This window comes from Staphylococcus sp. ACRSN, assembly GCF_022346615.1.
Classification (GTDB): domain Bacteria; phylum Bacillota; class Bacilli; order Staphylococcales; family Staphylococcaceae; genus Staphylococcus.
Genome location: NZ_JAKRNS010000006.1, coordinates 50719 through 74160 on the forward strand (window position 1 = coordinate 50719; position 23442 = coordinate 74160).

Annotated in this window: 25 protein-coding genes; 13 read left to right on the forward strand and 12 right to left on the reverse strand. The window is 33.4% G+C overall.

What is annotated here, in order from left to right; translation table 11 throughout:
• Positions 1 to 42 precede the first annotated feature (42 nt).
• Positions 43 to 996, forward strand: a complete 954-nt coding sequence (locus MHZ36_RS07120) for an LLM class oxidoreductase (RefSeq protein WP_239230897.1) — start codon at positions 43 to 45, stop codon at positions 994 to 996.
• A 1-nt stretch (position 997) separates the two neighbouring features.
• Entirely contained in the window at positions 998 to 1231 is a 234-nt protein-coding gene (locus tag MHZ36_RS07125; RefSeq protein ID WP_239230658.1) for a DUF896 domain-containing protein, read from the forward strand.
• A gap of 81 nt (positions 1232 to 1312) precedes the next feature.
• On the opposite strand, the gene MHZ36_RS07130 is transcribed toward MHZ36_RS07125, so the two are convergent.
• Together MHZ36_RS07130 and MHZ36_RS07135 are read right to left on the reverse strand one after the other, a co-directional pair.
• Positions 1313 to 2527 (reverse strand): MFS transporter, encoded by a 1215-nt coding sequence (locus MHZ36_RS07130; protein ID WP_239230659.1) that lies wholly within the window; start codon positions 2525 to 2527, stop codon positions 1313 to 1315.
• A gap of 443 nt (positions 2528 to 2970) precedes the next feature.
• A complete protein-coding gene (locus MHZ36_RS07135) occupies positions 2971 to 3831 on the reverse strand; it encodes a fructosamine kinase family protein (RefSeq protein WP_239230660.1) in 861 nt (286 codons plus the stop codon).
• 245 nt (positions 3832 to 4076) lie between these two features.
• Between MHZ36_RS07135 and MHZ36_RS07140 the strand changes: the two genes are divergently transcribed.
• Together MHZ36_RS07140 and MHZ36_RS07145 are read left to right on the forward strand one after the other, a co-directional pair.
• Positions 4077 to 5141 (forward strand): quinone-dependent dihydroorotate dehydrogenase, encoded by a 1065-nt coding sequence (locus MHZ36_RS07140; protein WP_239230661.1) that lies wholly within the window; start codon positions 4077 to 4079, stop codon positions 5139 to 5141.
• A 106-nt stretch (positions 5142 to 5247) separates the two neighbouring features.
• The gene (locus MHZ36_RS07145; protein ID WP_239230663.1) at positions 5248 to 5670 is read left to right on the forward strand and encodes a universal stress protein; all 423 of its coding nucleotides are present in this window, start codon (positions 5248 to 5250) and stop codon (positions 5668 to 5670) included.
• Between the two features lie 55 nt (positions 5671 to 5725).
• Here MHZ36_RS07145 and MHZ36_RS07150 read toward each other — a convergent pair whose 3' ends face one another.
• Positions 5726 to 6526 (reverse strand): Cof-type HAD-IIB family hydrolase, encoded by an 801-nt coding sequence (locus tag MHZ36_RS07150; protein WP_239230665.1) that lies wholly within the window; start codon positions 6524 to 6526, stop codon positions 5726 to 5728.
• A gap of 48 nt (positions 6527 to 6574) precedes the next feature.
• A complete protein-coding gene (locus MHZ36_RS07155) occupies positions 6575 to 6955 on the reverse strand; it encodes a VOC family protein (protein WP_239230667.1) in 381 nt (126 codons plus the stop codon).
• Positions 6956 to 7191: 236 nt separating this feature from the next.
• Between MHZ36_RS07155 and MHZ36_RS07160 the strand changes: the two genes are divergently transcribed.
• A complete protein-coding gene (locus tag MHZ36_RS07160) occupies positions 7192 to 8016 on the forward strand; it encodes an N-acyl homoserine lactonase family protein (protein ID WP_239230668.1) in 825 nt (274 codons plus the stop codon).
• A gap of 224 nt (positions 8017 to 8240) precedes the next feature.
• Positions 8241 to 9674: an APC family permease gene (locus tag MHZ36_RS07165; RefSeq protein ID WP_239230670.1), complete on the forward strand. Its 1434-nt coding sequence runs from the start codon at positions 8241 to 8243 to the stop codon at positions 9672 to 9674.
• 588 nt (positions 9675 to 10262) lie between these two features.
• On the opposite strand, the gene MHZ36_RS07170 is transcribed toward MHZ36_RS07165, so the two are convergent.
• The 8 genes from MHZ36_RS07170 to yut form a co-directional block, all read right to left on the reverse strand.
• Positions 10263 to 10676 (reverse strand): MarR family winged helix-turn-helix transcriptional regulator, encoded by a 414-nt coding sequence (locus MHZ36_RS07170; RefSeq protein ID WP_239230672.1) that lies wholly within the window; start codon positions 10674 to 10676, stop codon positions 10263 to 10265.
• 199 nt (positions 10677 to 10875) lie between these two features.
• Entirely contained in the window at positions 10876 to 12090 is a 1215-nt protein-coding gene (locus MHZ36_RS07175) for a CynX/NimT family MFS transporter (RefSeq protein ID WP_239230674.1), read from the reverse strand.
• Between the two features lie 200 nt (positions 12091 to 12290).
• Positions 12291 to 12983 (reverse strand): ATP-binding cassette domain-containing protein, encoded by a 693-nt coding sequence (locus MHZ36_RS07180; protein ID WP_239230676.1) that lies wholly within the window; start codon positions 12981 to 12983, stop codon positions 12291 to 12293.
• Positions 12976 to 13749: an ATP-binding cassette domain-containing protein gene (locus MHZ36_RS07185; RefSeq protein ID WP_343237207.1), complete on the reverse strand. Its 774-nt coding sequence runs from the start codon at positions 13747 to 13749 to the stop codon at positions 12976 to 12978. Before MHZ36_RS07185 ends, MHZ36_RS07180 begins: the two co-directional genes overlap by 8 nt.
• Position 13750: 1 nt before the next feature.
• Complete coding sequence (gene nikC / locus MHZ36_RS07190) at positions 13751 to 14569, reverse strand: nickel transporter permease (RefSeq protein WP_239230680.1); 819 nt, start codon at positions 14567 to 14569, stop codon at positions 13751 to 13753.
• The gene (gene nikB / locus MHZ36_RS07195; RefSeq protein WP_239230682.1) at positions 14566 to 15546 is read right to left on the reverse strand and encodes a nickel ABC transporter permease; all 981 of its coding nucleotides are present in this window, start codon (positions 15544 to 15546) and stop codon (positions 14566 to 14568) included. Before nikB ends, nikC begins: the two co-directional genes overlap by 4 nt.
• A complete protein-coding gene (gene nikA / locus MHZ36_RS07200) occupies positions 15543 to 17021 on the reverse strand; it encodes a nickel ABC transporter substrate-binding protein (RefSeq protein WP_239230684.1) in 1479 nt (492 codons plus the stop codon). Before nikA ends, nikB begins: the two co-directional genes overlap by 4 nt.
• Before the next feature lie 73 nt (positions 17022 to 17094).
• Entirely contained in the window at positions 17095 to 18012 is a 918-nt protein-coding gene (gene yut, locus MHZ36_RS07205) for an urea transporter (protein WP_239230686.1), read from the reverse strand.
• Between the two features lie 217 nt (positions 18013 to 18229).
• On the opposite strand from yut, the gene MHZ36_RS07210 reads away from it, so the two are divergent.
• From MHZ36_RS07210 to MHZ36_RS07240, 7 genes are read left to right on the forward strand one after another with little or no spacing between them, the layout of a single operon-like run.
• A complete protein-coding gene (locus tag MHZ36_RS07210; RefSeq protein ID WP_042740403.1) occupies positions 18230 to 18532 on the forward strand; it encodes an urease subunit gamma in 303 nt (100 codons plus the stop codon).
• Between the two features lie 12 nt (positions 18533 to 18544).
• The gene (locus MHZ36_RS07215; RefSeq protein WP_239230688.1) at positions 18545 to 18952 is read left to right on the forward strand and encodes an urease subunit beta; all 408 of its coding nucleotides are present in this window, start codon (positions 18545 to 18547) and stop codon (positions 18950 to 18952) included.
• Positions 18949 to 20664 (forward strand): urease subunit alpha, encoded by a 1716-nt coding sequence (gene ureC / locus MHZ36_RS07220; RefSeq protein ID WP_239230690.1) that lies wholly within the window; start codon positions 18949 to 18951, stop codon positions 20662 to 20664. The genes MHZ36_RS07215 and ureC overlap by 4 nt, the downstream gene beginning before the upstream one ends.
• An 11-nt stretch (positions 20665 to 20675) precedes the next feature.
• The gene (gene ureE, locus MHZ36_RS07225) at positions 20676 to 21128 is read left to right on the forward strand and encodes an urease accessory protein UreE (protein ID WP_239230691.1); all 453 of its coding nucleotides are present in this window, start codon (positions 20676 to 20678) and stop codon (positions 21126 to 21128) included.
• The gene (locus tag MHZ36_RS07230; RefSeq protein WP_239230693.1) at positions 21121 to 21810 is read left to right on the forward strand and encodes an urease accessory protein UreF; all 690 of its coding nucleotides are present in this window, start codon (positions 21121 to 21123) and stop codon (positions 21808 to 21810) included. Before ureE ends, MHZ36_RS07230 begins: the two co-directional genes overlap by 8 nt.
• 16 nt (positions 21811 to 21826) lie before the next feature.
• Positions 21827 to 22441, forward strand: a complete 615-nt coding sequence (gene ureG / locus MHZ36_RS07235) for an urease accessory protein UreG (RefSeq protein ID WP_239230695.1) — start codon at positions 21827 to 21829, stop codon at positions 22439 to 22441.
• Positions 22441 to 23283 (forward strand): urease accessory protein UreD, encoded by an 843-nt coding sequence (locus MHZ36_RS07240; protein ID WP_239230697.1) that lies wholly within the window; start codon positions 22441 to 22443, stop codon positions 23281 to 23283. Before ureG ends, MHZ36_RS07240 begins: the two co-directional genes overlap by 1 nt.
• The last annotated feature ends 159 nt before the right edge of the window (positions 23284 to 23442 follow it).

Consider the following 23442-nt stretch of genomic DNA (forward strand, 5'->3'; position numbering starts at 1 on the left):
TAATAGATGTTGTTTAGTAAAATGTTTAAAGGAGGGATTAATATTTCAACAATACAAGCACATAACGGTTTTCATTATGCTTTTAAATCACAACGACTAACTCTTGGATTGATGATGCCATTCGATGACTCAACACATGAAGCTTTGTCATTTTCAAAACAAGCCACATTAGCAAATTATGCTGAATCACTTGGTTTTGCTAGTTTATTTGTCAGAGATAGTCCTCTTTATAGTCCAGAATTAGGAAATATCACAACTAATTACGATCCATTTGTCTTTCTTGCGTATATTAGTAGTAAAACTTCAAATATTGCATTAGGAACAGCAAGTATTGTTGCGACGTTAAGACATCCTATTCATATAGCTAAAGCAACAACATCCTTAGATTTAATTTCTAATGATCGACTATTACTCGGTATGGCAACAGGAGACCGTCAATTTGAATTTCCTGCCTTTAATATTGATAAAAAAGATTTATCTGAGCTTTTTCAAACTACAATATATAATGTCAGAGCCTTATGGAAAACGCATTCCCCTACTATGATTGGTGATGATATACAGCTATACGATGAAGCAGGTTTACAAACACTACCAAATCATAAGCAAATTCCAATGTTTGCAACAGGATACGCTAAGCAAAATATGGATTGGATTAAATCAAACATGGATGGCTGGTTATTTTATCCACAAGCCTTCCAAGAACAAAAAGCCCTATTAAAGAAATGGCATGACCAAGATGTATTTAAGCCATTTATGCACCCATTAGCTATTGATTTATCAAGCAATCCTAATGAGCTTGTCACCCCTATCAAAGGTGGCTATCGATTAGGTAGCAAAACCTTATTGAATATATTAAAAGCATATGAGCGTATCGGAACAAACCACATTATTTTAAATTTAAAATCAACGGACAGATCTTATGAATCTATGTTATCGGAAATTGGGAGTGAGATTATCCCTTCATTCCCACCACATTTATCTAAGGAGGTAAATTAAAATGAAATTATTAGATAGAATAAATACATTGGCAAATAAAGAAAAACAAGTAGCACTATCTGCTGAAGAAAAACAAGAGCAACAAGCATTAAGACAAGAATATCTAAAAATGATACGCGGACAAGTAATCAACACCTTTTCAACTTTAAAAGTCGTTGATCCTTTAGGTGAAGATGTTACACCTGACAAAGTATATAAACTTAGAGAAGAAATGGGTACTCTAGATTTACATTAGTACTTCCCATAATTCAAACTAGTGTGTAATCACACAAAACGGCAATCTCTTTTGAATATCATTAGAGATTGCCGTTTTTCATTAATTTAATTGTCTATAATTTTTAGAATTAAAGAGGATTATTATCCATACAAACAAACTCGTAAAGGCTGATATAGCTAACACATTAAAAATGGAAATATCCATTGTATTCAACCCAGAAATCACAACGTAAGATATTGGATCAAATCCTGTCATAGCAAGAAATATCAAACTCATCACTCTACCAGTCACTTGCTCATCAGTAAATTCTTGTGCCATTGTTATAAAGGGAATATAGACAAATGTATACGATATACCTATTAGTAATAGTATTAACATTTGAAGTATCAATGTGGTCACTTGAGTGAATGCAATGAGCAATACTATCATGATAAGTAATGTAAAGAGTGTTAACTTCCCTCGACCTTTTTGGAAAGTAATGACACTTAATAACCCTGTACCAACCAACATACCTACGCCCAAGCTAGACTGTAAATATGTCAGATTAATCGGTGTACCTCCGAGTGATTCTACAATAATAGGTATGCCGACACTTAATGCTCCTAAACCAAAGAAATTGGCCGTTATTAATATAATAATACCTGTTATTAGAAAACGAGATGATTTTACATAACGAAATCCTTCTACAATATCTTTTACTGGTGTATTATTTGATCTTTCTTTTGCGTCTTTTTCGTCAATAAAATGTGGGAATACAAAAATTGCTGATAAAAATACAAAGATAAGTGAAATATAAAAACTTGTAGCAATTGAATAATGTTCCATAATAATACCTGCAATGATTGGTCCGAAGATGAAAGAAATTTGTGTGCCACCCTGGAACAGTGAGTTCGCTCGTTGTAATTGGCCCTGTGTTACAACTTTAGGTATTAACGATGTACTGGCTGGACCGAAAAATGCATCTAACATGCCAAAACAAGCTGCTAATATCATTAATGGAACAAGCGATAATTGGTGATTAATAATTAGGAAATACAGAATGACAAGTATCACACATTCTGCAATATTCGAATAATACATAATCGTTGTCTTCTTAAATTTATCCGCAACCATCCCGCTAAAAGTCATCATAATTAATCTTGGTACAGTAGCAGAAACTAAAATATAACCCAATGCCATTGATGACTTTAATTCTTTTACGGCATACCATGTAATCGTTGTTAAAATTGTACTGAATCCAACCATTGCAAAAACACCCGCTAATAACATTAGCATAAATGTACGGTTAAATATCAGTTTATTAGATGTACTCAATGTTTCGCCCCCTAATTTTCCTTTTGTCATACATAATGTATAAATTTTCTAAACAAGAAAATAAATTTTATGTCAATCTATGTATTGTTGCCAAAAGTTGCATAAACAATAAAATTAATAGTTTCTTAGAAGGGTACATTTTCTTCGATGTTCTATTACTACAAACGACTAAAGAAACACTACAAACATTTTTGTTAATCATTATATAATATTTATTTTCGCAACTTGTTATCAGTATAACAAATTTAATTTGAAAATTAAGAAATTTCTAATTAAATACTAATAATCTTTTAATATAAATATAACAATATTATTTATATTCTTATTAGACAACGAATTAAATGACTTGTGGAACACTTGTATCAAAAAAACACTCAATCAACGACAACTTACTGTCTCGAAGATTGAGTGATATCTTTCCAATTCACATACTATGATGCGCTTTATTTTGTTTTTAAAATTTTGTTGATAGATTGGTCGACACTTCTTTCGTAAATACCACCAAATTTAACTAAATGAACCATTAACAAATACAAGCGATAATATTCTAAACGTTTTTCAGCTCCTTTTGCTAACGGATAATGTTGGGCATATGTCTCATAAAAATCATCCGTGAAGCCCCCAAATACAGTTGTAATACCCAAATCAAATTCTCGATCACCATATAATGGTGCTGGATCAAATAAAGCAGGGCTCCCGTCTTCTAGGAACATATAATTGCCTCCCCATAAATCTCCATGCAATAAAGAAGGTTTACTTTTATGCATTGAAAGTTCTTCCACAATAGTAGCCCTTACTTGTGCGTAACTGTTCGCATCTTCTTCAGTCCATTGGCCAGTCTTAAGTAAAGTATCCTTTAAATGGTCTAATCGTTTCTCTACAAATATTGTAATCCAACTATCTGACCAAGTATTATCAAAGGTGATATCACCACCTTGATATGGTAAATCAAATCCAAATCTTTGGTTTGGTTCATGTTTACTATGCAATTTTGCTACCAGTTCCCCTAACTGTTGTTGACTTCCTGATACGCCTTCTTGTAAATAGGATAAAATTAAATAAGCATCCCCTTCAATCACACCACTTTCTATAACTCTCGGCGCATTTATACCCGCTTCCTCAAATAACTTTAAACCTTCAACTTCTGCAGCATAAAATGCTTCACTGGTATTTCGTTGCACGAGTAAAAAATAATTTTCATCTTCTGTTGCAATTCGATATGCTTCATTGACATCACCACCACTTACAGGTGTAATACTTTGAATATGCGATATCGGTAAATATGCTTTCCACTTACTTTCCAATATGACTCACTCCAAACTATAGTTATCTTTACTATTTAGTATATCCATGTATAAAGTTTTTTAAGCATATGCTATCTACAATTTCATCGATTCACTCTAGGCATAAACTCGCTAAAATGCTAGTCTATTAATAACAGTACTTTCTATAAAACAGTGTATTTAATTAACACTTATCTCTGTTCTCTTCATATATAGTTTTCTATAATGAATGTAATAAAAAATTTGATAAATGGAGCGAGAATTTCATGTATAAACTAATTAAGCCTTTACTCTTCAAGTATGATCCTGAAAAAGCACACGGTATGACAATTAATGCTTTAAAATTAGTTCAAAAATATCCACAAACATTGCCTTTAGTGAAACAATTTTTCCATTATGAAAATGATATATTAAATCAAGTTATATCAGGTGTAACATTTTCTAATCCAATCGGACTTGCTGCGGGCTTTGATAAGTCATGCGAAGTACCAAAAGCATTAGAATCTGCTGGATTTGGTTCAATTGAATTAGGCGGCATCACACCCAAGCCACAGCCTGGCAATCCTAAACCACGTATGTACCGACTTGTCGAAGACCAAGCGTTGATTAATAGAATGGGCTTTAATAATCTTGGTATGAATAAGGCTTTAAGTAATTTACGTAAATACAGCTATACACTACCTATAGGACTAAACGTTGGAGTGAATAAAAACACACCTTACGATGCACGTTATCAGGATTACATTAAAGTGCTTGATACGTTTAAAAATGATGTAACATTTTTCACAGTTAATATCAGTTCACCCAACACTGAGAATTTACAAAAATTCCATGATGAAAGTGAATTTTCTCAACTTTGTTCTGCAATAGAAACTTTTAAGAATGAAGAGAACATCGACGTTCCTATTTTTATAAAACTAACATCTGATTTAGATACAGAGAGCTTAGGTCATATGTTACCGTCTATTACACAAACCTTTGATGGTATAATCTTAGCTAACACTACACAGCAACGTGATGGCTTACAATCTGAAAATCGAATTGAAACTGGCGGATTGAGTGGTCGTCCACTTTTCGAAAGAAATATCTCACTTATCAAACATGCGTATAAAGAAACAAATGGCACATTCACAATTATTGGAACTGGTGGTATTTTCACAGTAGATGATGTTATAACGATGTTAAGAAGTGGCGCTTCCCTTGTACAAATATATAGTTCTTTAGTATTTGAGGGACCAGGACTCACTCGCAAGCTTAACAAAGCACTTGCACAATATCTTAATTCAAATGGTTACAACAATGTACAGGAAATCATCGGTTTAGATGCTTAAACACGTTACATTTTAAATTAGTAACTCTCAATGGTAATCTGTTATGAGTAAATAATAATTTATAATAATTTTATTAGGGTATGCCTATAATAAAGGAGGTGCTATTATGTATAAAAAAATATTAGTAGCATATGACTTCGACAACTCATTCAACAATGTACCTAAAGAACTAGTGCGTTTAACATCTGGTTCAGCTGAATCTGAAATTACAGTGTTCAATGTTATTACAGAAAGTGAGTTACAAACGTCTGTAAAGTATAACGATATCCATTTTGAACAATTAGCTAAAACAAAAGGTAAAGTAATCAAACCATTTATCGATGAATTAGAACAATTAGGTTTAAATGTAACTGTAAAATTTGGAACAGGTAATATTCGAAATACCATTTTAGAAGAAATAGAAGAACATGATTATGAAATTATAGTGATGAGTAATAAGCGTTCAAAACCAGATATTAAAAACGTTTTAGGTAATGTGACACATAAAATTGCCAACCATGCACATATACCTGTATTAATCATTAAATAAATTAAAAAAGGTTGCGTCGAACACAACATCGACGCAACCTTTTTTATTGATATTATCACTTAATATAACGTTCTATAACCCTTAACACACCTGAATCATTGTTTGAAGGTGCTCTATGATTAGCTACTTTCGCAACTTCTTCACTACACGCTTCCATAGCATAACTATGTGGTGTTAAACCTAGCATTTCAATATCATTATTCGCATCACCAAAAGCTAATAATTCATCTTGCTTAATATCCCATTGCTCTAATAGCGCTTGAATCGCTACACCTTTGTTCACTTTAGGTAAAATTAGATCTAAACTATCGTTGCCACTCGTAACTGCGCGTAAATGCTGTGAATATTGATATTCTAAATCTGATTTCACTTGTTCTAATAAGTGTCCATCTTTAATACGCATTGCAACTTTCACAAAGTTATCGTTCTCAATATTTTCAAATTCTTTAACTTTTTGTATATCATAATAGTAATGACTTAAAAATAATAAAAAATCATCCGTCACATTTTGCAATACATAAGCCGTACGTACTCCACTTAACACGATATCTCTCACTTTATGCTTTACAATAATATCGTTTAATATTTGAAAAAGTACAGTTTTATCAAAATAATGTGCATCCAATATTTCATCCTGCCAATATGTTACCGCTCCATTTTCAGCAATAAACGTTATGTCTTGCGCTTTTCCTGGGAACAGTGACTTCAATTGCGCATATTGATTACCACTCGCAACAATAAACTTTATTTGTTTGTCTTTCATCGTTTGAAATAATTTATCAAAATACAATTCATCCAAAGTATGATCAGACCTCATTAAAGTACCATCTTTATCCACTGCTATTACTTTAATCAATAAATTTACCTCCATTTTTCTTTTTCACAATTTGCTAACACCAGCGAGCTACATGGCAATAACATTATATAAATGCCCATCAATATCACTAAACAGACCGCCATAGAATCCCTCGTGAGACGTACCTCTTTCTAATACTTTTCCATTTGCTGACACCACTAAATCTAATAGCGCATCCACTTCTGCATTAGAACGCACAGACAATGATATAATTGCCTCATTACTTCCAATATCCGCTAGTTTAGACACCTTTTTAAACTGTTCTGTTTCAATTAACATGATAACTTTATTATCAGAAGTTGCAATCCCTCTCATTTTATCAATCATTTCATTAGATTTCTTAATTTCAAAGCCAATTGCTTTATAAAATGCTTCACTTTTTTCTAAATTAGTGACAGGTAAATTCAACCATGATGATGTAATTTCCATAGAATACCCTCTTTCATTCAAAGTTACTATTACATCTTTAATTTAACATAAATCTATATGTAAATTTACTCACGCTTCATTTGACACATTTATTTTATTCATTTAAAGTTCTTATCATCTTTATTATAAAATAAAAGATAAATTTAAATCTAATGTGTGGTGTTTCACATGTTTTATTAATGAAACTCTGTATCATGTACCACCACTTAGCTCAAAAAATTGGAGGACAAATATCAATGACCCGTAATATTAAAGTACACGTATTACATACAGGTTCTGTTATTGTAGACTCAGCATTACCATTTAATCATAAAAAGAATTTACCCTTTACCTGGCAAGGAATCCAACAGTCGAGACGAAAACAAATGCGCCTACCTGTTTCTATATATCTCATTGACCATCCTAAAGGGCTTGTATTAATAGATACTGGGTGGGATACATCTCATCGACATCAAAATCATAAGCAAACCGCTTCACGTCATTTAAACAAGGTTGAATTACCTCAAGGACAGGCAGTACACGAACAATTATTAAAATTAGGCATTCAAATTTCTGACATAGATTATGTTGTTTTAAGCCACTTGCATTTAGATCATGTATCTGGTTTACGTCATGTATCTGACGCTAATAATATCATCGTAAGTGATGAAGAATGGTCTGAAGCAAATAACAACAAATCCTATTATGAATCCCATATGTGGAATAATATTCCCATCGATACTTTCCCACTAGAGCACAATGGTGTAGGACCAACTGGAAAGTCTTTCGATTTATTTAATGATGGTACAGTAGAATTTATTCATACACCAGGACATAGTGCTGGTCACTGTGCCACACGTATCAAAAGTCATAAAGATGCTGAGCAATTCTTATTATTAGCATCTAATGTAGGCTATTCAGAGCCTTCTTGGAAACATGGTATCTTACCCAAGTTTGTAGAAGATAAAGATGATGCGATTAATTCATTAAACTGGATTAAAGTTCAATCCTGTAACCCAAATTGCATTGAAGTAATCGCAAATCACGATCCACATGTGGAACCCAAAATCATTAATTTATAACATAGCTTTAGATGGTACAAACAGAATTTGTGTACACAATGCTTTGTAAAAGAACAGTTGACACTACAATTTCGATAGAAATGTTTCGAAATTGTAGACAGTTATAAATATTTTTCTGTTTTTTCGAAATTATCTAAATATTCCGATTGATATATGCTATGATATGAATTATATTAATAACGTTATTAAATTTTGCGAAATGAGTTTTAGGGAGTGGTTTATGTATGACGGGATTTTTTCAAAAAATATTAAAAAAAGAGGATCCTTCGGTTTATCAAGTTAAAGATGCACATTTAAATCGCACATTAAAGGTTAAAGATTTTCTTGCCTTAGGCGTTGGTACGATTGTTTCGACATCAATTTTCACTTTACCTGGCGTGGTCGCTGCTCAACACACGGGACCAGCCGTAGCTTTATCATTTTTATTCGCCGCTATTGTTGCTGGTTTAATTTCTTTTGCTTATGCTGAGATGTCGTCTGCAATGCCTTTTGCAGGTTCGGCTTATTCATGGATTAATGTTGTCTTTGGCGAAGTATTTGGATGGATAGCCGGATGGGCTTTATTAGCCGAATATTTTATCGCTGTTGCTTTTGTAGCTTCAGGTTTTTCAGCTAATTTGAGAGGTTTGGTATCACCATTGGGCATTGAGTTACCAAAATCTTTAGCCAATACATTTGGTACAGATGGTGGCGTTATAGATTTAGTCGCTGCCGTTGTCATCATTCTAACAGCATTGTTACTCGCACGTGGTGCATCTTCTGCCGCACGTATTGAAAACATCTTAGTTGTTTTAAAAGTATTAGCTATATTATTATTTATTGTTGTCGGTTTAACTGCAATACATGCCAGTAACTATGTCCCATTTATTCCAGAGTACAAAGCTACTGAAGCTGGTGCTTTTGGTGGATGGCAAGGTATTTATGCTGGTGTATCAATGATATTCTTAGCTTATATTGGGTTTGATTCAATCGCAGCTAACTCTGCAGAAGCAATTAATCCGCAAAAAACCATGCCTAGAGGTATATTAGGTTCATTAGTAATTGCCGTAATATTATTTGTTGCAGTAGCACTTGTATTAGTAGGCATGTTCAAATACTCAGATTATGCTAACAATGCAGAACCAGTTGGTTGGGCATTAAGACAAAGTGGTTTCGGTACTGTTGCAGCCATTGTACAAGCTATTTCAGTTATCGGTATGTTTACCGCATTAATTGGAATGATGTTAGCAGGATCAAGATTACTATATTCTTTCGGACGTGATGGCTTATTACCACCTTGGTTAGGAAAGCTTAATAAAAATAAATTACCTAACCGTTCATTACTTGTATTGACAGTCATTGCAGTAATTATTGGATCTATGTTCCCATTTGCCTTTTTAGCACAGTTAATTTCTGCTGGAACATTAGTGGCATTCATGTTTGTCGCTTTAGGTATGTTTGGCTTACGCCCTAGAGAAGGAAAAGATATTCCTGTACCTGAATTTAAAATGCCCTTTTATCCAGTGCTACCAATCATAGCATTCATTAGTGTTGCAGTAGTATTTTGGGGTCTTAGTGGTGAAGCAAAATTATATACTTTAATATGGTTTGTTATTGGTTTACTTATCTATCTTATTTATGGCATAAGCCATTCTAAGAAGCATTCAAAACCAGATTAACAACACGATAATAACTTAATTTTAAATATTACATAAGACTTTATGTTTTAGAATTATGGGAAAAATTCAACGTAATATATTTATCGATATTAAGTCACTATTTTCAAAGCATTTAGGCAACGTTACTTTTGTTGTCTAAGTGCTTTTATTATTGGCTCTCTTTCTATGGATGTTGTCTCATCCTTGATTTTCGGCTGACATTATTCCCTCAATAGTCTCGAAAAAACATTTCAAAAATTATTATGCTTTCACATTAAAGTAATATAATATGAAAGTCCTTTTTTTATATTACTACGTCTATTGCAACAATTTTGCAACTTACTAATGCCGAGAGCGTAGTATAATTGAGAGGTTACAGGCTCAAACTATATCTTATGCAAATAGCAAATTTGAAATCGCATGATTTTAAATATAAAAGCGAGCTAATCTTTTACGGATTAACTCGCTTATTTTAAGTATAGGCTATTTATATCTTCGCACAGACTTCATTGTGGCAGATATAAAATAAACAATCTTAATATGTCCAAGATCACCTATTTTATAATATCTCTGTATTTATCTTGTATATTAGTATAGTTTAACAATGAATTACTCATTACAATGCATTTCAATCAAGCTACGCATCGATGAAAAATCAACTTTCGCTATTAATTGTTCATAAGTTGCGATTGCTTTTTCTACTACAGTCAATCCTTCATCTGTTAAATAGATATACATTGCTCTTTGATCTTCAACACATTCCTGTCTCACGACTAATGGTTCATCAATTTTTTCAATTCTAACAATAAGTCTAGACATCGCACTTTGACTCAAATCTACTATTTTTATTAAGTCATTAATTTTATATTTTTTTCCTTTTGCTTTATAAATTTCATATAAAACATAAAATTCTTTTAAACTCAAATTAAACTGTTCCTTCAATGATTTCTCTATCATTGTATCTATATAATGTACATATTTTGTCAATTCAATCCAATTTTCAATCTTTTGTTGTTTTTCCATCATATCCCTCCTTACTCTTTCAATAATCATTTCACTTGTACTATAACCTTTATATAAATAATAACATTTTTCTATCGTTGAACTCACTCATATGTTTACAACAATATATTTTAACCGAAGCTAGCTTTTTAATCATCAAAAAAATCTAGTATTACATTATTACATGCAATACTAGATTTTGAATAGCACTTCATTTTATCTATTCCTTCTTCTGAACAGGTTGATGAACTGTGAATGGCTGACCTGAAATAAAGCCGAATATAGCGATTAATACTGCAACAACCATGAGTACTATCAATGGAAGTGACCAACTTCCAGTTAAATCCGAAATCATTCCCAAACATATTGGTCCTACTGCAGCTAATAGATAACCAATAGATTGTGCCATACCAGATAACTGATATGATTGTTCAATATCTTGAGTTCTCAAGACAAAAAACATCATTGCTAAACTATATGTTGTTCCTGCACCAACACCAATTAATATTAAGTAAAGTACAATTGCGGCATTAGGTAAATAAGCAACACCTAATAAACCTATGAAAAATGCACTTGCTCCAAACAAAGCTAAGATACTTTGCTTTTTCATGCGTCCTGCAATGATTGGTGCAATAAATGCTACTGGAATAATACCTAGTTGATTCACCGTTACAAGCCAACCTGCTTCACTTTCTGAAAAGCCTTTAGTCGTCAAAATAATTGGTAACCACGCAAATAAACTATATGGTATAAATGACTGTAATCCCATAAACAATGTAATTGTCCACGCTAATTTAGATTTCCAAACACTTTTTTTAGGTTCTTTATCGATTTGTGCAAAAACCTTTTTTTTACGAGAACGTAAATATGGAATACGTAACACTAAAACAAGTGCAGCAATGATTGGCACAATCAACCAAATTTGCATGGCAATTCGCCAATTCATTCCTGGTGCAACAGCAAGCGAAACTGAAAGTCCTGCTGCTAATGCACTAATAAGGTTCATCGTTACCGAATACATACCTGTAACAAATCCCATTTGTTGAGGAAAGGAGGATTTAATTAACCCAGGTGCCATCACATTTCCGACAGCTATAGCAAACCCAACAATGATTGTGCCGATAAGCAATAAATTCGCTCCACCAGTACCCCTTAACCACATACCTATAGCTAAAATAACCATAGAATACATCAAAGTCCGTTCCATGCCAAATTTCTGAGATAACTTAGGAATAAATGGTGAAAATAATCCAAATGCCACAAGTGGTAATGTATTCATTAAGCCAACTAAACTATTCGATACTCCCAAATCTTCTTTAAAAAATGGAACTAACGGTCCTATAGATGATATAGGTGAACGCAAAGTAGCACCGATAAATAATACAGCTAAAAAAAGTAATATTGTAAAATATTTATATCTATCTATTTTTAGCATTTGCCCCCTCCTTTTCAATTTTGTCGAATAATGTTCTACAATTTTTATGTTATTTAAAAACACTATCACATTGATATAATGAAGCTCAATAACATTTTATAAATAATATAAAAATATCGTACGAATTGCTTTATCATAACTTATTACCACTATTTGAAAATACAAACATCAAAGTACAAGTCAAAAAAGCTACTCCCTCTTTATTTATAAAGAGAAAGTAGCTTCTTTGTATACACGTTTCTACTAGATTGGAACATATCTGTGACCATAAAATCATCAACTAAACAGCCATCTTTTAACACTACAATTCGATCAACCAATGATTGTAGAAATGCAATATCATGAGAAATAATGAGTAATCCCTTTCCAGTCAAATTGTGGTAACGCTCTAATATATCTTTCATTCTATTTTCTGAAATCACATCTAAGTTAGCTGTAATTTCATCGCAGATAAGTATATCCGGCTCTAACATAAATGACCGCAACATATTAAAACGCTGTAATTGCCCACCGCTTAATACGTCTGGTCTTTGATTTAATAAGTTTGGGTGCAACTCCATAAATGCCAGTAACTCATTTAACCGTTTATTCAATACTTTAGTAGTAGCATGCGGATAATATTTAATTGCCTCATCCATCGATTGTTGTATTGTTCGTTTGGGATTAAAGCTATCGAATGCATTTTGAAAAATGGGTAACATAGTTAAGCCATCATTGTCTATCTTACCAGTCGTGGGTTTTAATATCCCTAATATTAAGTGTGCTAATGTTGTTTTACCAGAGCCACTTTCTCCTACAATACCTATCTTTTGCTGATTAGAAAAAGTTAAATTTATATCATGCAACACTACATGCTTATTATAAGTAAAAGTCAAATGCTTACATTCAATCATCTATGCTTGCCCCATTTCTTATCTGGCTACGTGCATTGAACAACGTTAAACTATAGGGACTAATCTCACCAGCCCTAAAATATTGTACATGGCTATAATCAACAATTTCTCCTGCTCTAATCACTGAAATCCAATCACTAAAATTTAGAACGTGGGACAGATCATGTGTAATTAGCAATAATGTAGTATGATGCACTTCTGTAAGATGTCGAATTAAGTTCATAATTTCATGACCATTAACAACATCTAATGAAGATGTTGGTTCATCCGCAATAATAATCTCTGGTCTTAACATGATTACACTTGCAATTTGTACGCGTGCAAGTTGTCCACCAGAAAGGTTAAATCTATAACTTTCAAAAACTGGAACCTTACCTAATCCAACAGTTTGCAATGCTTGAGCTACAATTTGTTTCGCAATTTTATATGTAACTTTAAAATGTGCACGATAAATAGAGACGAGCTGTTTTCCTAATTTTGTATGGTCATTAAAGCTATGACCATAGTCTTGTGCTATAAAACCAATCGTTTTCCCAAGAAGTGATTGAACATCAATAACGTGTTCACCTTCAATTAATACATCGTAATTAGAAAAATGTAATGATGGGTCTAGCTGATGAACAATTGCTTTAGCAGTTAGACTTTTTCCTGAACCACTTTCCCCTATCAAAACATTGATTTGTCCCTTTTTTAAAGTTAGATTTAAGTTCTTTATCAAATATTCATTTATTTTATTTTGTACACTTAAATTATTGATTTCTAACATTTTAGGCATCTTTATCACGCTTTCTTTGTATGAGTCTATCCCTCAATGTATCTCCCTTTAGATTGAAAATTAATATCGTTATTGTAATCATAAATGCTGGTGCTAACATTTGTAATGGATAAGATTCAATATAATCTCTACCTGCATTCAACATTGCGCCCCATTCTGGTGATGGTGGTTGTGCGCCTAACCCTAAAAATGACAAGGATGATATATACAAAATAATTTTACCAAAGTCCACAGTCATTAACACAATTATTGATGGTATTGCTTGGGGTAAAAAATGTTTAAAGATAATGACATGACCAGGGACTTTAAGCATTTTAGCCATTTGAATATAAGGTTTTTTTACTTCAATACTAACAATTGATCGAGTTAACCTTGTGTATGTCATCCACTTTATCAACATAATTGCTATGACTAAGTTCCAAATACTTGGTTTAAAGAAACTGGCTAACGCAATCATCAACACAAATTCTGGAATGCTTAACCCAATATCAATTACACGCATAATTATTGTATCTATTAGCCCTTTTTTATAACCAGCTAACAGTCCAAATGGCACCCCAACAAGGACAGTGAGTAGTAATGTTAACAAACTTACAATCAATGTGTATCGCGCGCCAATAATTATTCTTGCTAGTAAATCACGACCATAATCATCTGTACCTAACAGATGATGTAAGCTCGGCGCTTCCAGTGTTTGATTTAAATGTACGGTTAATGCCGAGTCTTTAGACACGAATAATTGAGAACCCATAATAACCACAATAAATATGACAAACAGATAATAGATTAATGGTTGCTTTAGTAATTTCATAAAGGACCACCATCCAGTTGCTCAGTTGATTTCGAACTTTTTTGTTGCACTGTACGGCGTTTAGGATCAAGCCATAATAATAATAAGTCGCTCACTGTGTTAGCAATAATGACGCAACACCCAATCATCAGCACGATACCTTGTATAACAGGATAGTCTCTCACCCTAATACTATCTACTAAAAAATGCCCAACTCCTGGAATACCGAAGAGATTTTCTATTACTACTGTACCTCCGATTAAGCTACCAACAGACATACCCATTACAGTAATAATTGGCAATAAGGCAGGCTTAAATAAGTCTTTCCAAAATATATAAGATTCAGTCATTCCTCTTAATCTAGAAGCACTCACTTCTTGTGACTGATATAGCTCAAGAAGATTTGAGCGCATCAACCTAACATAATATGCACTCATACCAATACTTAAAGATAGAACAGGTAGAATATAACTAGTAACATGGTCTAACCCTGAAGATGGTAAGATATTCAACCTCTGTGCACAAATATATATCAATATCGTTCCTAAAAAGAATGAAGGAATACTCACCGTGATGGATGTCGTAATCCGAATCAATTTGTCAATCCATGTGTGATAATACTTAGCAGCAATCGTACCTAGAGGTATGCTAATAAATAACACGGTAAACATCGTCAGGAAGGCAATGATTAATGTTGGCGGTGTATAGTAAAGTAACGCTTTACTTACAGATTCACCTGTTTGATAACTTGTACCAAAATTTAAGTGCGCAATTTGTCCTAACCACTGACCATACTGCACAAAAATAGATTGGTTTAATCCTAATTTTTCCTTCGTTTCTGCCACTTGTGTCGAAGATACATTAGCAACATCTAAGTGTAATATTTTATTTACAGGATCGCCTGGCGTTAATTTCATTAAGATAAATGTGATAGTAGAAAGGACAAATAATACTATGATCATTTGTCCGATTCTACGAATTATTTGAGTTATTATCATTTTTTAATATTCACCTTATAATCAATTAAATAAATACCTTCAGGTGATGCTTTCAGTCCAGTTACAGTTTTATTTAGTCCTACTATATTATCACTATATGCAATATAACTATTTGCATAATCTTTATTTGTTATCGCAATAATTTTATTTGTCAGTTGATTACGTTCTTTTTTATCTACTGTTTTATTGAACTGTTCAATCAAATCATTTATCTGAGTGTTGTTATATTTTCCAGCATTAATCGCACCATCTGTTTTGTAAGCTTGGTTAAAGAAATAGCCTGTATCACCACGTGGAATTGTCCCAAAGCTATATAAAGAAGCATCCCATTGCCCCTTATCCTTCAAGTAACCATCAATATCATCGACATTGCGCAACGTAATATTGATATTAGCTTTCTTAGCGTCTGATTGTATGACTTGGGCTATTTTAGGTAATTCCGGTCTTCCATTATAAGTAGATACAGTTAATGTTAAAGGATGAGATTTTGTATAACCCTCTTCTTTCAATAAGGCTTTGGCTTGTTCTATATCTTGATGTGTCACCTTTTTGTCGCTTATGAAATCTAATTTAGTATTGAAAGGACCTGATGCAGCAGTAGCATGATTTTTGTAAACTTTTTTCGCTATTGCTTCTCGATCGATTATCTTATCAAACGCCTCTCGTACCTTCTTGTTCATTTTATCGCTTTGATGATTATACAGTACTAAGCTCGTTCTATAACCAGGTACACTTGAAATCTTAGTGTTTTCGCCTTTATCAAGCGCATCCACTTTTTCTACTGGCACGTCTGTAATGACATCCGCTTTGTTAGCAGATAAATCATTGGAACGCGTACTACCATCTTCTTGATAACTGACATTTACATAATCAAGCTTAGGTTCGCCTTGCCAATAAGTTTTATTTTTACTAAGTTTTATTTTTTGTGATTGTTTATATTCAGTTATTTTATATGGACCTGTACCCACCGGCATTTTATTTATGTCACCTTTAGCTTCAGTATCATAAATTGCTGCAAATGGACTCGCCAATTCGGACACAAGTTCCGGGTACGCTTCATTCGTTGTAATAGTCAAATTCTGTCCATCAACTTTAATATTTTTGATAGGTAACGAACCTTTAACTAAATCGCTTTTCTTCATACTTTGTAGCAAACTATTTTTCACAGCATCTCCAGTTACTTTTTTACCATTTTGGAATTTTATATCATCCTTTACTGTCAATTTTAATTCAGTTGGTGATACCTGCTTATATTCCGAGACGAGTAATTTTTTCACTTTTCCGTCAGTGTTCACTTTAAATAATGATTCTGCAGCGCCCACTTTAACCGGTACATCAGTCTTGTACGGTGCAACTGAAGTTGTTTTTAAAGGTAATTCAACATTTAATGTCTTGCTATTTTCTTTATTCTGAGCGCCACTGCATCCTCCAAGTAAAACTATGGATGCTGCGATAACTCCTAATACTTTCTTCAATCTATCTTCCTTCTTTCACAAAAAAATGATTTCATAAATACAATTATTACCATTTTACCTAATACTACTTAAATCAGTTTCGAGGTTCTGTAATTTCATTTTGTTTCATTCGATTACCTCCAAACAACATAATCCATGTTGCAATAATAAATGGTAATGTAAAAACGGGTAGCCCAAATGGCGTTAATAACGTTGTCATACCTGCGTGCAAAATAACTGTTAATAATAAGCCTAAAACAATACTAATCGTTCTTGAAATTATCGTTCGAAAAGCAATACCTAATGCTAATACAGTTAACACGACATTATACGCAAATAAACCATTATTGATTTGGTCATGATTTGCACCAAGCAGACTAACAGCAATTAAGCCAATCAAATTAGCAATAACGGCATATAGTCCAGCACGTCTTGATGCAATAAATATTCCTACCAATATCATCAAACCTGTAACGACATGATTTAATAAAAAAATCTCGCTAAATCCCGTAAAAAATGCCTGTAAGCCTTGCACATTATTTCCTGAAAAAGTAATTTCTTGAACCTTATTAGGCAAAATATGTACATTTGCATTTACAAACTCAAATTGAAATGACATGAGTAGTATCAACCAACTTACAAATACGTAAGGTATTGTTAACATCGGTATCCCAAAGGGTTTAAAAAATTCTCGTACAGCAGATCCAATCGGCATCGTAATGATGACTGCAAGTAGCACAATAATCAAACTGTACCATTTAGGAACTAAGAACAGCGTCAATGCAATTGCCGTTAATACTGGATTAAAACCTGCTAAACCTTTTTCAATTTCAGAATCGCTATAATTAGTCCACTTAGCTAACAATAAAGCGATAATACTGCCTATAAGTGCCATTACGCCTACTTTCCAACTACCAAAAAACAAGCCAATTAAAATACACAGGCCAGTTACAGCATTTTCTAGAAGTAATACTTGCGAAATATTTCTAAGCAAAATTTTTATGATATTCATGTCGTCACCCAATTCTTTCTCTCTAGACTCTATCAATTTTATATTAAATGCTATACGATTTAAAGCTTAACGCGTTGGTTATATTTTTTACAATTACTAATTTTTTTCTAATAATAAAATGTGTAATTCTTGTAGTCGACACATAATCATCTTATTATAAAAGAGCATGCATATATATTATGTGTACAATTTTTATATTTGGAAGGTCGTGAGTTTCGTGCATTTTACTCAAAGGGAACAAGATAAGTTAATGCTTGTAGTTGCAGCTGATTTAGCACGCAGACGTCAACAAAGAGGTCTAAAGTTAAATTATCCGGAAGCAGTGGCTATCATTAGCTTTGAATTATTGGAAGGTGCGAGAGATGGTAAGACAGTCGCAGAACTTATGAGTTACGGGAAACAAATATTAAATGAAGACGATGTAATGGACGGTGTAGCAGATATGCTTACTGAAATGGAAATAGAAGCAACTTTTCCAGATGGCACAAAGTTAATTACCGTTCATCACCCAATCGTTTAAGGAGGATATATATTGAAACCAGGTGAAATTATAGTCAATAATACTAATATTGAAGTTAATAAAGGACTAACAGGTACTGTATTAAACGTCAAAAACACTGGTGATAGACCGATTCAAGTTGGTTCTCATTATCATTTCTTCGAAGCTAATCCTGCACTTCAATTTGATCGAGAAAAGGCGTACGGGAAACGCTTAGATATTCCGGCTGGTGCTGCAGTACGTTTCGAACCAGGTGATGAAAAGGAAATTCAACTTGTGCCGTATCGTGGTAACCGTAAAGTATATGGTTTTCATGGTGATGTGAATGGAACAATTGATGAATCACGCGTCTACCAACCTAAAAATCATACTGATGAAGCACTTCAGATAGACAAAGATGATAGTAAAAATGTGAATAAAGAAAGTGGGTATAAATCATGAGTTTCAAGATGACACAATCACAATATACCAGTCTTTATGGCCCAACGCTTGGTGACTCAGTGAGACTTGGTGATACTAATTTATTTGCTAAAGTAGAAAAGGATTATGCTATATATGGTGATGAAGCAACGTTTGGCGGTGGTAAATCGATACGTGATGGTATGGCTCAAAACCCTAACGTTACACGTGATGACAAACAAGTAGCTGACTTAGTCATCACAAACGCAATGATTATTGATTATGATAAAATCGTAAAAGCTGATATCGGAGTAAAAAATGGGTATATCATGAGCATTGGTAAGTCCGGCAACCCTGATATTATGGATAATGTAGATATCATTATTGGTGCGACAACCGATATCATTTCTGGAGAAGGCAAAATTATTACTGCTGGTGGTATCGATACCCACGTACACTTTATCAATCCAGAACAATCACAAGTAGCTTTAGAAAGCGGTATCACTACACATATTGGTGGAGGTACAGGTGCATCTGAAGGTTCAAAAGCAACTACTGTAACTGCTGGTCCATGGCATATCCATCGTATGTTAGAAGCGGCAGAAGCACTACCTTTAAATATTGGATTCACAGGAAAAGGTCAAGCGGCTAATCCTACCGCACTAGTTGAACAAATTCATGCCGGTGTTATCGGATTAAAGGTTCATGAAGATTGGGGCGCAACGCCTTCAGCATTACATCATGCATTAAGTGTTGCAGATGAATACGACATCCAAGTGGCTTTACATGCTGACACACTAAATGAAGCTGGCTTTATGGAAGAAACAATGGCAGCAGTAAAGGACCGCGTTTTACACATGTACCATACTGAAGGTGCAGGTGGTGGACATGCGCCTGACTTAATTAAGTCAGCATCTTATTCGAACATTCTCCCTTCATCTACGAACCCAACACTCCCCTATACAATTAATACTGTTGACGAACATTTAGATATGGTTATGATTACACACCATCTCAATGCAGCAATACCAGAAGATATCGCTTTTGCAGACTCACGTATTCGTAAAGAAACGATTGCAGCAGAAGATGTGCTTCAAGATATGGGTGTATTTAGTATGGTTAGTTCAGACTCTCAAGCAATGGGACGTGTCGGGGAAGTCATTACTCGAACATGGCAAGTTGCTCATCGAATGAAAGAACAACGTGGTTCATTAAAAGGTGATAGCGATTACGATGATAACAATAGAATTAAACGTTACATTGCTAAATATACTATTAATCCAGCGATTACGCATGGCATCTCCGATTATGTCGGATCTGTCGATGAAGGCAAATTAGCTGATTTAATTATGTGGGAACCAGCATTTTTTGGCGTTAAACCAGATGTCATTATTAAAGGTGGATTGATTAATACTGCAATCAATGGTGATGCTAACGGTTCTATCCCTACTTCAGAACCATTGAAATATAGAAAAATGTATGGACAGTATGGCGGCAACATGCAAAGTACATCTATGACTTTTGTTTCTACAACTGCATATGAAAATGACATTGGACAGCTACTTGGTTTAAAACGTAAGCTCAGACCAGTACATAACATACGCAAATTAAGTAAGAAAGATATGAAAAACAATAGTGCAACGCCAAAATTAGAAGTAGATCCACAAACTTATGAAGTATTTGTAGATGGTAAAAAAATCACTAGTGAGCCAGCAAAAACACTACCTCTGACTCAACGATATTTTTTATTTTAGGAGGAAAATATATGATAGTAGAAGAAATCGTAGGTAATATTGCAAATCTACCAGAACACGAAAAAGGCAAACATATTGAAAAAGTTTATCTTGAAAATTCTGATTTAGTAAAACGTATACAACGTGTTAAAACTGATCATGGCAACGAACTAGGTATTCGTTTAAAGCAACCCATAGACTTACAGTACGGAGATATCTTATACAAAGATGATACTAATATGATTATTATCGATGTTAATTCTGAAGATTTACTTGTAATTAAACCTCGTAATTTACAAGAAATGGGTGATATCGCGCACCAATTAGGAAACAGACACTTACCAGCACAATTTACCGAAACAGAAATGTTAGTTCAATATGACTATCTTGTTGAATCATTACTCAAAGATTTAGCTATTCCTTATTCACATGAAGATCGTAAAGTGAATCAAGCATTCAGACATATAGGTCATTCACATGATTAATCACGCAAACTTGCGCTTGTTTCAATTTTGCGATTCTCAGTTTCCTACTGGTGGATTTAGCCATTCATTTGGACTAGAAACCTATATTCAAAGAGGTTCAGTATATGACGAGACAACATTCCAACAGTGGCTAACATTGTTTATTAATGAACAACTTACCTACTCAGATGGCCTGACGATGCGATTAGTATATAAAGCTTTACAAGATAACGATACACAATCATTGATTCGTTTAGATCATTTATTGTTTGTGCAAAGTTTGCCTAAAGAAACTCGTCAAGGCGCAAAACAAATGGGAAATCGTATGGTGAAATTAGCACTTGAGTTATATCAAAGTGATTGGATGCGTTGGTATCATGAGCAAATGAAAAATAAAAACGTACATCTTCATCCTGCAATTTGTTTTACCATACTTGGACATTACTTTGATGTGAAAATTGAAACGATTATCGATTATTACTTATATCAAAACGTTTCAAGTTTAACTCAGAATGCAGTACGTGCAATACCGCTTGGTCAAACAGCTGGTCAACGTATAATAGAGCAGATGATTCCCATTATGCATAAAACTCGTAAACATATTTTCACTTTATCAGAATCTGATTTAGGCCTTACTGCCCCAGGATTAGAGATAAATCAAATGGAACACGAAAACGTAAATGTAAGAATTTTCATATCATAAAATTAGGAGGAAAATTATGTCAGATGTAATAAAAATAGGTATTGGCGGCCCTGTAGGCGCAGGAAAAACACAACTTATAGAAAAAATTGTGAACAGACTCTCAACAGAAAAGAGTATTGGTGTAATCACAAATGATATTTATACAAAAGAAGACGAAAAAATTCTAGTTAATTCTGGCGTATTGCCAGAAGATAGAATTATCGGTGTTGAAACTGGCGGGTGTCCACATACAGCCATTCGTGAAGATGCATCTATGAATTTCGCTGCAATAGATGAGTTACTTGAACGTAACGAAGATATCGAATTAATCTTTATAGAATCCGGCGGCGATAATTTAGCAGCGACATTCAGTCCGGAATTAGTTGATTTTTCAATTTACATTATCGATGTTGCGCAAGGTGAAAAAATTCCACGTAAAGGTGGACAAGGTATGATTAAATCAGATTTCTTCGTCATCAATAAAACAGATTTAGCACCATATGTCGGTGCTTCTTTAGAACAAATGGCCATCGATACAAAAGCTTTTCGTTCTACTCGTCCATTTGCTTTTACAAATCTCAAGACAGATGAAGGACTAGATGAGGTTATTGATTGGATTGAACAAGATGTGTTTTTAAAAGGATTGGTTTAATGCCAAAATCTAACACAACATGGACAGGACAATTAAATTTAACAGTCTTCAATAATGGTAAAAGGTCAGTTGCACGTGATATCTTTTTTGAAAAAGCATTAAAAGTGATGCGCCCTATTTATTTAAATCAATCCACTATTCCAACATTTTATATTGTAAATGTTGGTGGTGGATACCTTGATGGAGATCGCTATGTGATGAATTTTAATGTAGAAGATAATGCATCTGTGATACTAACATCACAAGGTGCAACAAAAATCTATAAAACGCCCTGCGATCGTGTAGAACAATACCAACATTTTAATATTAAGGAAAACGGTCATCTTGAATATGTAGGCGATCCAATTATTGCATTTGAAAATGCTAAATTTTACCAACATAATACTTTTAATTTAACGGCTTCAAGCTCGTTATTTTACACTGATATACTAACACCAGGATACTCAAAAACAGATAAGCAATTTAGTTATAATTATATGCAGTTACTGAATGAAATTTATATTGATCAAATACTAGTTGTTTACGATCACATGCGTTTAGAACCTAAAAAACAGTCAGTTTATGATATTGGTTACATGGAAGGCTATACACATCTAGGATCTTGCTTTTTTATTCATCCACAAGTAACACAAAAAATGATAGATATGCTGTATGACGAAATTAAACATTTCCAGCAAACACATGATTGCAGAATTGGTATTACTAAACTTGCGACACATGGTTTCAGTTTACGTATTCTCTCTAACAAAACACAGCTTATAGAAAATATTTTAACGACCACTCAACAATATGTTAATCAAACAATTTTTAATCGTGATATCAATTTTTTAAGAAAATATTAAATGTTTCATATTACTAGCGATAAGCAAGCAATCGTACAGTATGTCTAACGTATCAATTTAAAAATACAGCCTGAGATATTACTATTGTCTCGGGCTGTTAATTATTGAATTATACACAATTTAAAATCTACAATATGAACTCTATTTATGCCATAATAT